The 11118-nt window shown below is 55.2% G+C and carries 10 protein-coding genes; 7 read left to right on the top strand and 3 right to left on the bottom strand.

The window, feature by feature from the left end; translation table 11 throughout:
• The first annotated feature begins 164 nt into the window (after positions 1-164).
• From rbsK to RYC17_RS08080, 3 genes are read left to right on the top strand one after another with little or no spacing between them, the layout of a single operon-like run.
• Positions 165-1091 (top strand): ribokinase, encoded by a 927-nt coding sequence (gene rbsK / locus RYC17_RS08090; RefSeq protein WP_058402021.1) that lies wholly within the window; start codon positions 165-167, stop codon positions 1089-1091.
• Between the two features lie 29 nt (positions 1092-1120).
• Positions 1121-2452: an L-fucose:H+ symporter permease gene (gene fucP, locus RYC17_RS08085; protein WP_058402020.1), complete on the top strand. Its 1332-nt coding sequence runs from the start codon at positions 1121-1123 to the stop codon at positions 2450-2452.
• Complete coding sequence (locus RYC17_RS08080) at positions 2449-3516, top strand: aldose 1-epimerase family protein (protein ID WP_122258219.1); 1068 nt, start codon at positions 2449-2451, stop codon at positions 3514-3516. The genes fucP and RYC17_RS08080 overlap by 4 nt, the downstream gene beginning before the upstream one ends.
• A 5-nt stretch (positions 3517-3521) precedes the next feature.
• On the opposite strand, the gene deoR is transcribed toward RYC17_RS08080, so the two are convergent.
• Positions 3522-4292 carry a DNA-binding transcriptional repressor DeoR gene (gene deoR / locus RYC17_RS08075; protein WP_058402018.1) on the bottom strand — a complete coding sequence of 257 codons (771 nt, stop codon included), beginning with the start codon at positions 4290-4292 and terminating at the stop codon, positions 3522-3524.
• A gap of 102 nt (positions 4293-4394) precedes the next feature.
• On the opposite strand from deoR, the gene deoC reads away from it, so the two are divergent.
• Entirely contained in the window at positions 4395-5075 is a 681-nt protein-coding gene (deoC, locus tag RYC17_RS08070; RefSeq protein WP_044317585.1) for a deoxyribose-phosphate aldolase, read from the top strand.
• Positions 5076-5109: 34 nt separating this feature from the next.
• On the opposite strand, the gene RYC17_RS08065 is transcribed toward deoC, so the two are convergent.
• Positions 5110-5358, bottom strand: a complete 249-nt coding sequence (locus tag RYC17_RS08065) for a hypothetical protein (RefSeq protein ID WP_003436658.1) — start codon at positions 5356-5358, stop codon at positions 5110-5112.
• A gap of 397 nt (positions 5359-5755) precedes the next feature.
• On the opposite strand from RYC17_RS08065, the gene RYC17_RS08060 reads away from it, so the two are divergent.
• The 3 genes from RYC17_RS08060 (at position 5756) to RYC17_RS08050 (ending at position 8595) form a co-directional block, all read left to right on the top strand.
• A complete protein-coding gene (locus tag RYC17_RS08060; protein ID WP_058402017.1) occupies positions 5756-6139 on the top strand; it encodes a hypothetical protein in 384 nt (127 codons plus the stop codon).
• Positions 6140-6235: 96 nt separating this feature from the next.
• Positions 6236-6565 (top strand): hypothetical protein, encoded by a 330-nt coding sequence (locus tag RYC17_RS08055; protein WP_058402016.1) that lies wholly within the window; start codon positions 6236-6238, stop codon positions 6563-6565.
• Positions 6566-6885: 320 nt separating this feature from the next.
• Complete coding sequence (locus tag RYC17_RS08050; RefSeq protein ID WP_058402015.1) at positions 6886-8595, top strand: reverse transcriptase domain-containing protein; 1710 nt, start codon at positions 6886-6888, stop codon at positions 8593-8595.
• A 373-nt stretch (positions 8596-8968) separates the two neighbouring features.
• Here the strand turns inward: RYC17_RS08050 and RYC17_RS08045 are convergent, their stop codons facing one another.
• Positions 8969-10630, bottom strand: a complete 1662-nt coding sequence (locus RYC17_RS08045; protein ID WP_058402014.1) for a hypothetical protein — start codon at positions 10628-10630, stop codon at positions 8969-8971.
• Positions 10631-11118: the final 488 nt, after the last annotated feature.

The raw sequence follows: 11118 nt of genomic DNA, 5'->3' as shown, positions 1-11118 counted from the left end.
CCCTTTCTCCGATCCGGAACGGCCACCAAAACGCCCTGCAGGCGTTTTGATAGCGCACGCTCAGATCAAAAAATAAAGATTGAATCCTCACAGAAAATGTTATTTAAATAACAAAAATAAAAGCCGCCGAAGCTTCCGTCGGCGCTGTTGAGGTCAAAATAACAATGAGCAAGATTGCAGTCATCGGCAGCAACATGGTCGACCTGATCACTTACATCGAACGCATGCCCGCCCAGGGCGAAACGCTCGAAGCACCGCGGTTTGCCATGGGCTGCGGTGGCAAGGGCGCCAACCAGGCCGCGGCCGCGGCGCTGCTGGGTGCCGACGTATTGATGCTCAGCAAGGTCGGCGACGATGCTTTTGCCGATACCACCCTGGCCAATTTTCAACGGCTGGGCATTGATACGCGCTTTGTCGAACGGGTGCCGGGCGTGTCGAGCGGCGTGGCGCCGATCTTCGTCCAGGAGAACTCCCACAACAGCATCCTCATCGTCAAAGGCGCCAATGCCCACCTGAGCCCGGCCGATATCGACCGCGCCGAGGCGCAGCTGCACGATTGCGCGTTGATTGTGCTGCAACTGGAAGTCGAGCTGGCGACCGTCTACCACGCCATCGCCTTCGCTCACCGGCATGCCATCCCGGTGCTGCTCAACCCCGCCCCGGCCTTGGCGGGCCTGAGCCGCGAGCACTTGGCGCAGCTGGATTTCCTGATCCCCAACGAGAGCGAGCTGGCACTGATCAGCGGCCAGCCGGTGACGTGCGCCGAGGAAGCGGCTCAGGCTGCACGCCAATTGGTCGCGCTTGGCGTGCGCCACGTCATCGTCACCCTGGGCGAACAAGGGGCGTTGTACGTCGGCAACGAAGGCGAATGGCAGGTGCCAGGGGTCAAGGTTCAGGCGCGTGACACCACCGGTGCCGGTGACGCCTTCATTGGCTGCTTCGCCCGACACTGGAGCCAGGACGGCAATATTCGCCAGGCCATGCAGCAGGCGGTGGCCTACTCCGCCTGCTCGGTCACCGGCCTCGGCACTCAATCTTCTTACCCCGATGCGTCCACGTTTGCGCGATTCCTCGATGCATCGGCCAACTGACACTCACCAGCATCTCGCGGAGAACAATAATGAATAAGCCTGCGCTGCAACAAACCCCGGACGGGTTCTACCTGAACCGCACGCCGTGGTTCGCCTTCCTCCTGCTCTGCAGTATCTTCGCCCTTTGGGCGGCGGCCGCGAGCATGAACGACGTGCTGATCGCGCACTTCAAGAAAGCCTTCATGCTCAGCGATTTCCAGACCGCTTTCGTCCAGTCGGCGTTCTACCTGGGCTACTTTTTCGTCGCCATTCCGGCGGCACTGGTGGTGCGCCGCTTCAGCTACAAGACCACCATCCTCATCGGCCTGATGCTGTACCTGTTTGGCTGCGCCCTGTTCTTTCCGGCGGCGTCGACCGCCAAGTACGGCATGTTCCTGATGGCGCTGTTCGTCATCGCCGCCGGCCTGTCGTTTCTCGAGACCGCGTGCAACACCTATTCGACACTGATGGGGCCGCGGGAAACCGGCACACGACGCCTGAACATCTCGCAGACCTTCCACCCGTTCGGCGCCATGACCGGCGTGTACGTCGGCAGTTTCGTGATGTTCAAGGACACCGACGCCACCAGCGAACAGCTGGCCCAGATGAGCGCCAGTGAGGCAGCGGCGCAGCAATTGCAAATGATTCAGTCGACCCTGCTGCCGTACAAATGGATGATCGCAGTACTCATATTGATGTTCATTCTGATCGCCATCACCCGCTTCCCCGCGTGCAAGGGCAACGGCACCATCAGCGAACCGCGGACGAGCATCGGTCAGAGCCTTGGCCGTCTGCGACGCAATCCACGCTTCTGCTTCGGTGTACTGGCGCAGTTCCTCTACGTCGGCGCGCAGGTCGGGGTGTGGAGCTTCACTATTCGCCTGGCCATGCAAATGGGCGGCATGAACGAGCGCAGTGCCTCGTGGTTCCTGCTGACCACCTTTGCCGCCTATTTTATCGGCAAGATGATCGCCAACCTGCTGATGCGCAAAATGCACCCGGCCAAAGTTCTCGCGGTGTATGGCGTGCTGTGCATCGTGCTGCTGGCCTACACCATTCTGGTGCCGAACATCACCGCGGTGTATGCCGCCGTGGGGGTCAGCGTGTTTCTCGGGCCTTGCTGGCCGACCATCTATGGCCTGACCATTGATGGGCTCGGCGAGGACACCGGTGTCGGCGGCTCGTTGCTGGTGATGAGCATCGTCGGCGGTGGCGTGATGCCGATCTTCCAGGGCCTGCTCAGCGATGCCAATGGCGGCAACATGCAGATTGCCTATAGCGTGCCGCTGCTGTGCTTCGTGGTCATCGTGATGTACGCAGTGCACTGCATGCGTCAGCCGCAACCGGTACTGGGTGGCTCGGCCACGGCGGTGGCGCAATGAGTAGCGAAACGTTGCGCCTGCCGCTCTACCCACAGCTCTGGGACCAGGCCAGCCGGCTGCTGCTCGAATCCGCGAATTTCAGCGTGCGTGCCTGGACCTACCCCAGCGGGGTCAAGGCGCTGTCACTCGAAAACAGCCGCGGCAAGCTGGTGATCCTGCCCTGGCAAGGGCAAATGATCTGGTCGGCCGAATTCGACGGCGTTGATTTGACCATGCTCAATATGTTCACCCAGCCGCGGCCCAGTGCCAGCGTGATCGGCACCTACGGCTGTTTCATGTTTCACAGCGGCCTGCTGCGCAACGGTTGCCCGGGGCCCGAGGATGATCATGCGCTGCACGGCGAAATGCCCTGCGCACCGATGGACGATGCCTGGCTGCAAGCAGGCGAAGACGAGCACGGCGCTTATCTGCGCCTCGGCGGCACCTGTGAATATGTGCAGGGCTTCGGCGACCATTACCGGGCCAGCCCGAGCGTGACCCTGCGCCCGGCCAGCGGGCTGTTCGAGATCGGCATGCAGGTGGTCAACCTGGCCGGCAAGCCCATGGACCTGATGTACATGGCGCACATGAACTACGCCTACGTCGAAGACGCCCTCCTCACCCAGCCGCTTGGCTGCGAGCGTACAAGGGTGCGCACCAGCGTGCCGGCCCATGTGCGGCCGACGCCGACCTGGAGCGCCTATATCGCCGAACTCAGCCAGGACCCGGCTCGCCTCAAGGTGCTCGACTCGCCCGCGCTGTATGACCCAGAGATCGTCTGCTTCTTCGACGACGTGCGCAGCGACGCCCAGGGACAGGCGCACTTCTTCCTGGATCATCCCGACGGCGCGGCGTTCTACACCCGCTACAGCCCCCGGCAATTTGAACATGCCGCGCGCTGGATCCTGCATAACACCGATCAGCAGGTGGCGGCCTTCGTCTTGCCCGCCACCTGCGAACCGGAGGGCTACCGCGCTGAACTCGCCAAAGGCAACGTGCGCAGCCTCGCGCCCGGTGCCAGCGCCGAGTTCAGCGTGACCACCGGTTACCTGAACGCAGCCGAACGCCGGGCGCTGCAACCGTGATGCCTCTAGATTACAAGCTGCGCCCCGCCAGCCTCGATGGCCTCGCGGTAGCTACGCGGGATTTTCTTATCGCTGACCACGCAATGGAAATCGCTCAAGGCACCGAAATGCGCAGTGCGTACGGCATCGAATTTGGAATGATCGGCCAGCAACAGACTTTGCCGGGCCTGGCGCATGACCTTCTGCTTGACCTCCACCTCGTGAAAATTGAAGCAGGTGACGCCGCAATCCAGGCTGACCCCGGCCGCCGAAACAAAGGCCCAGGTCAGGCGCACGCCATCAAGGATGCTGGTTTCGGCGTGGCTCTCGAACACCTGGTTCTTGCGGTGGAATACACCGCCGCACAGGACGATGCTGCAGTTGGGTTTCTGCTGCAGCTTGAGCAGCACGTTGAGCGAGTTGCACACCGCGGTGAACTCCAGCTCGTCGGGAATGAAGTCGACCACGAAGGGAATCGTCGTGCCACAGTCGAAAAAAACCGTGTCGCCAGGACTGATGAAAGCAGCGGCCAGCTTGCCGATGCGGCGCTTCTCCTCGACATGGCGGGTGTCCTGCTCGCTGACCCGGTAATCCCCCGGTTCAGGATCATTGTGGGCGCGGGTGATGTAGCCGCCCAGCAGCCTTAACTGCCCGGGGTGCCGGCTGAGGTCGCGACGCAAGGTCATTTCGGACACCTCGAGCAGCGCCGCCATCTCCCGCAGATGGATGGCTTTCTGATCCTGAAGGGCCTGTTGAATCTGTTTGATGCGGTCGGTTTTCTTGACGTCCACGGGCATCCCGGCAATCCGTTGTTGGTGTCGCTAGAGTAACACCAAGTGTTAATTTTATAACTTACGGGTATCCACCCAAGTGTTTTTAATGATGACAGGAATACTTTGATGAATTCACTCGAACCCGCTGCACTGGCCCAAGCCATCGATCACACCTTGCTGGCCGCGGATGCCAGCCGAGAGCAGATTGCCACACTTTGCGCCGAAGCCCGGGAACACGGCTTCTACTCGGTGTGCGTGAACTCCAGCCAGGTGCCTTTTGCCGCTCGACAACTGGCCGGGGCTGCCGTGAAAGTCTGTGCGGTGGTGGGCTTTCCGCTGGGCGCCGGGCTGAGTGCCAGCAAAGCGTCGGAAGCAGCCCTGACGATCGCCGCAGGAGCTCAGGAAATCGACATGGTGCTGAACATCGGCTGGCTCAAGGACGGCCTGTTCGATGAGGTCCGCGATGATATCGCCGCGGTGCTACAGGCCTGTGGCAAGGTACCGCTCAAAGTGATCCTGGAAACCTGCCTGCTCGATGAGGCGCAAAAGGTCCGCGCCTGCGAGATCTGCCGCGAGCTGGGCGTGGCATTCGTCAAGACCTCCACCGGTTTCAGCCGCAGTGGCGCGACGCTCGAGGATGTGGCGCTGATGCGCCGGGTGGTCGGCCCTGACATCGGCGTCAAGGCGTCTGGCGGAGTGCGTGACGTAGCCACGGCCAGAGCGATGATTGAAGCCGGCGCAACACGCCTGGGCACCAGTTCCGGGATTGCGATCGTGACAGGCGCGGGTACGGGGGCGGGCTATTGAGTCTGCGGGCTTTGAACATCAAAGCCCGCTGCACTTAGCTCAGATCAATCACGCCAGTCATGGCCGTGAAATGGCTTTGCTTGTGCTGAACCTTGTCGAGAACCTCCGCAGGGGTCGACTCGCGAAAGACCACCATGTGCCCGACGTCCTTGCCGCCTTCGGTAACGCGTTCGATATCGTTGATCATCCAGGTGGTCAACTCTTCGGCAGTAATGCCCAGTTCGGCCGCCACTCGCTGGTGAAGGCGCTCGGCGTCGTGTTGATTGAGTTGATCGCTGTTCATGGGGCTGGCTCCTTAAAGGGGTGTTAAGTTCAGTCCCCGTGGGGGCTTCACAGTTCAGTCGGGTTTGAGCGGGATGCGAATGAGCTGTCATTTCGGCTTTGCACCAGGCTCCCTACACTCCGGGTATTTGCATATTTATCTTGCGCTGGGAGGCTTCAGGGAATCTGTAAACCGAGAAAGAAATCAGCCGGAAGGCCATATCAATTCCATGACTGCGATACTGACTCATGGCCGGTAAACTTCAGCTACAGGCAATATCAGCTTTGGATCGAAAGCTGCCCTTGAGAAAAAGCAGCTTTCTGCCAGGAGCAGAAAGGGACATGAAAATAAGCTACTCATTATTCCTGTGCTTACGACAGAATATGACCTTCCCTTAGATTTTTAGGCTTTGCACATCATGGACGACTCTCGTTTCAAACCGGAGCAGGTGGCGTCGCGATCTGGTAATGCTCAGGTGGATAAGGATGTGAGGCAGTGGTTAGTGGGCCTTCCAATCGCTGACAGGCTCGTTTTTCTAAAGCAATTATGGCCACTGAACTTCCGGTACTCACTCAGACTGCTCCAAGCTGCACAGCTACCAACGCAGGAAAATGAGTACATGTTCAGGTACTGGCTGCGTGCTGGCCATCACAATACGGCACAGGAACTCATCAAGCGGTTACAGCCGGTTCTTGGAGAAAGAAAATTCTGGCAGATTGCTTCACAAGAGACGCTTTCACCGACGATGCGCGAATTCATGAATTACTACGGCCATGGACGCCTAGACTCACGACCCGAATAAACCTTAGCCTCCAGAAAATCCGTTTTCGGCGCAACCGGATACCACGGCCATTGGCGAGAGGCAAAAGAAGGCCGTTAGCAATCGTGGAGGGAGGAGATGAACGAAGAATTCAGCTATGTCTGGCTATTGCCGCTGCTTGAGAAACCCTTCGAAACAGCTGCACTCGATTTGCCAGATGCGATAAGAGCACTTAGCAAAAAATATACCCTACCAGCCGACATAGCGTTGCAGCCACTGGTGATAACAGCCTTGTCGTCGCATTCCGAATATTGGTCGGGGCTGGCGCTTAAGTGGCTCGAGGATGGCTTTCCTATAGACGTTGCGCTGACCGCGCGCTTGGCTCATTGCGCCGAGGACAAAACGCTGTCTCAGTCTCGCCGCCATAGAGCACGTAGGCTTGTCGGTCGGAAAAAATCACGGAGCTGAATCCTATGTCTGGCTGCTATCGGCCAGAATCTGCCATTGCACGCCACGATTGAGACATCGGATGATCCAGCGCGCCTACACCGCAACCGTCTCAAAACATGTCAGCTTGTACAGCGTGGATCAACCTAAATATCCATTGAAAGCATGCTGTCACATCGCTACGATAAGTGCTGGGGCTCAGGACCCGCATTTCTGAGATGCATACGTCTCAGCTTGTAGTGCTTTTACCTTTGACGCTCTCGCGTCGCGCCGCCGTGAAGTTCTCGCGATTGTTGGGGTCCTGAGTTACCCTCCAAATTCCATAGGAGCATGAACCTGCAATGGATGCGTCTCTTTTTCCTTTTCCCATCGCACCAAAATGCAAGGTGGCAAACAACAAAGAGTTGGCCGCATTGCTAGGTATAACAACGGCAAAACTAACTTATTACGCCTATCATTTGGCCGACGATGAGAAGTACAAAGAGTTTACCATTAAGAAACGCAATGGAGGCGATAGGTTAATTGAAGCCCCTATTAAAGGGCTCAAAGACATCCAAGAATCAATCGCAGACATCCTGGAAGAAAACTACAAGCCCCGAGCGTGCGTATTCGCTTATGTGAAGGATAGAGGAATTGTCGAACATGCAGCAACTCACATCGGCCAGCGTTGGTTGCTACGACTAGACCTAAAGGATTTTTTTCACACAATTAGTTTTATTCGAATTGCCGGAATACTTCGCCGCAGTCCGTACAATTTCGCAGAAGCCCCAGCAAAAACAACGGCTCTGTTATGTACAAAGGGCCAGCGATTACCCCAAGGCTCACCAGCCAGCCCAGTAATCAGCAACATTCTATGCAAAGGACTAGACTATAAACTCAAAGAACTCGCAGCCTTAAATAAGTGCTATTACACTCGCTACGCAGACGACATATTCATTTCCAACAATGGTAGTAAGTTTCCGCCATCCATTGCCATCCGCGACGAAGACGGTTCAGCCGAATTAAGCGACACTCTCAAAAAAATAATCATCGACGCAGGATTTGAAGTAAACCTCGACAAAACCATATTGCGCAAAAGGTCTGAGCGCCAGTTAGTTACCGGAGTGGTCGTAAATCGCAAGTCCAACGTGCCTAAGGAACTTATTAAATCGATTCGTGCAGCGCTTTATGCTTGGGAACAGCATGGGCTCGAAGCAGCGGAAGATTATTGGAAACGTAAAATAGATAAAAGCAATCGATTTGACGGCGAGTCGCCTCAAATGAAATTGGTCCTCCGCGGAAAAATAACTCATGTCGGCCATGTCAAAGGGTATTCAGATGGCACATTTCTAACGCTTGTGAAACGCCTACAGGCGCTAGACAGCGACTATCATATAGACGAACAGAAAATATCACGCACAATCACAGGCGAGATACATATTTACACCGAGGGTGTTACTGATACGAAGCATTTTCAAGCAGCTTTACGCGCATTTCAACGGAGTGGTGAGTTTGCCGGGCTAAATCTAATTTTTAGAAACTCGAAAAAAACTGGAAGTTCGGGCCTTAAAGCCTTATGTGAAAACCTTTGTGAAACGCTTCAGCGACATCTTACAATATGCATTTTTGATCGAGATGAACGCCCCATAATTAATGAGATGAGTGGGTCTCCAGGGAACTATAGGGACCACACTAACAACGTATTTAGCCTCATAATACCCACGCCGGAATTTAGGGATCCAAGTGATCTAATTTGCATTGAACACCTGTACCAAGACGCTCAGATCTACACCCCCGATAGTCAGGGTCGGAGATTGTACTCCAAAGATGAGTTTGACTCTTTAGGTTGCCACAAAGACAACCCTCAATTATTTTGCAGAGTCAGCAAGCAGTCCTTGATATACGATGATCAAGTCATCAACTTGCAGGAAAAGAAAAACATAGCATTGCCTAAAAATAAGTTTGCCGATTATATTTTTAATGGGGCACCACCGTTCAGCAATGTTGACTTCAGTGGATTTCGCGGAACCTTCACTCAGATCGTAGCGATTGCCGCTTCGTACAGTAGATGAGTTGGGATTAGCTCTAATACGCTGAATGTAAAAAACTGAAGCTTACATGCTGGTTTTTACTCCAAGACAAACCACTCATATGCGCTTAGTTTTTTGGCGTTGAGAGATTTCCTAAGCGGGTGGCCTGATCCTTATTTCCGATCGAGTACGTCAAGGAACCCTCTGGACTGGAGTTCTTGCTGACGTTGATGAGCGTAGTCGGAGGTGGTTGAGATACAAAAGTGAACAGATGAAAGGCGTAGGTCATTCTTAAAGTGATTGTAGCTGCTCGTTTTTGGCTCACGGCAATCTGAAGCTGAACGTCCGCCAGTGGCCGATTACCGCCTGTCACGACCCACCGGTTTGGGTCGACAAAAGCTCGCCGCTCCGGGGATCAGGGAGTCATGAATCCTTGGTATGTACCCGATGCGGGTGGGGTTGAAGGCGGAGGTGGCGGAGCCTTTATTGATGGTCTATTCAACCTGGCCTTTGCCTTTTCCGCCTTGCGCTGTTGGCGCTTCTGAGCTTCCTCAAATTCTCGCATCGGATGCGTTACGAAATGCTGCTTGTAGGCCTTCAATAAGCCGACGTCTTTGCTGGCCTCAGCTTCAGCAAGCACGTAGTCGGCGTCACGTATCTGGATATCGAGTTTTGGGTTCTTCGCCTTTGCGGCATTGACCAGCGCAATGGAAGCCTCAGAGAGCTTGCCGGTGGTCCATAGCTCGAATCGGTGAGCGGTGCTCGCCCATTCCGAATGCGTTTTTACGAATCCCCTGATCACCGGAATGCGCTTGCTGAGCCACTTCTCTACTTCTTCATCCCCCAGCGTGCTAATCGGGTGTATACCTTTGCACTCGATAAAAACCACTTCGTGATTAGGCCGTTGCGCCAAAACGTCGATCTCCGCCTCCGCTCCGATACTGTCTTTGACGATCCGGTTCATCTCTTGGGAATACCCTAGGAATGTGGACCTTGCGATTTGGGCTACTGCGAACTCGAACAAGCAGCCACGCAACGTTGATGCGGCGCCTTCAATCCGAGAGAGGTCGTTAAAGATCTTGTCTAGGGCATCCGGATGCTGGATGAGCTTCGCGGTGTCGGTCAGCACCGCACAGAGACTTTTTAGCGCCTGCGCCACATCGCGGCCAAAAAGGCTTTCGGTGGTCGCCGGTATGATGCCTTTTTCTCTAAGGAGGTCGAATGCTTCATCGGAATACCTTTCAGCGACGAACACCTGAAGGCATTTACCCACTTTCTTGAGACTACGCAACGTGACGCATTTGTTTAAGAAGCCTGCAAGTTGGTCAACGCCAACAATGCCATTGAGCGCGAGGTCGCAGACAAGGAAGCCTGGTTTCAAAACGGCCTCAACGTAGTCCCGCATCGGAAACAGATAAGAAGGACCGGCCAAGTCCCAATTGAATGTTCCGACCTTAGGTAACGCTTCCAGGCTCTCGTCTTCTCGGGTTTTCACAGCGTCGTAGCTGACCATTCCCAAATTTCGAGACCAGTCCCTGACAGCCAACAGTGCCACCTTTTCAGCAATAAGACGGCCCTTCATTTTCGCCCAAACAGATGGCAAATCTAGCATTTGTTGCTGATCGCATCTCACCACGCACATCTCCCCACCTGGTACTAACACCTCCTTCACGAGGGTCGCTTTTACCAGTCTCTCCAGCAGGCTTTCTGCGGAAATGTGCTTTTTCTGAGCAACGGGCGCGCCGCAGGCGATGAGAAAATGCGCTCGGGGCATCATGTTGCCCCGAAGCTCTAAAGCCTTTAGCGCAGCAAAGTATGTGCTCCTTGTCTTCTTTAAGGCTGCCATCAGGTTATCGAAGAAATATGGAGATCCATATTCCTCCTGAAGGTAAATGAAGCGTGCCCGATGCGGGAAGATGACGTGGTTGAGCCGGGTAACGCCAAGGCCGCCACGCTCGACCCGTTTCCGGGCTGCCTCAGCATTCAACCCATGCGTTGTCTCAAGCAACTTGGACAAATCGCTGCTAAGCATGGGACCATTTTGCTTCAGGAGGTCGGTAAGAGCAGTGTCGGCCATCGTCGTTCTCGGCTTATGTCACACAGCGCTATTTATACTCCTTGTAAACAAGGGTCCACAGCTCTTTTCGCGCTCGTTGTCCGACTTAGGAAAATCGGGCCTTCCGAGCAGGCAAAACCGGTTTTTCTAAGGAAATGTCACAATGACGTTTATGTCACCTAAATCGCCCTGAGATTTTTGACTTGGCCGATCAAGCCTTGCAAATCACATCGTTTTACGGCGTGCTCGAAATTACCAGGGTAGAGTACCAATGACGTGCGGCTTGCCAAGCGGACACGATGGTGCTGAATGGCAGCTATCGGCCAATAGCGTTAAGTCAGAAGTTGTAAGAATGCAGTTCAGAATCTGAAAATTCAGCTCGATAATCACTGTGCGTCAGTGCCACTCCTTAAAACAGTGTATGCACTGACGCGCACGCCAAGTCCTCAACTGCCCTCCGCAGAATGAGCAGCGGGCAATTTTTTGCTCGCACAGAGGCCTCATCCGAT

Source organism: Pseudomonas syringae group sp. J248-6 (genome assembly GCF_032586995.1).
In the GTDB taxonomy this organism is placed as follows: Bacteria; Pseudomonadota; Gammaproteobacteria; order Pseudomonadales; family Pseudomonadaceae; genus Aquipseudomonas; species Aquipseudomonas amygdali.
Note: the sequence above shows the minus strand (reverse complement) of the source record. Positions and strands in the feature narration are given on the sequence as shown.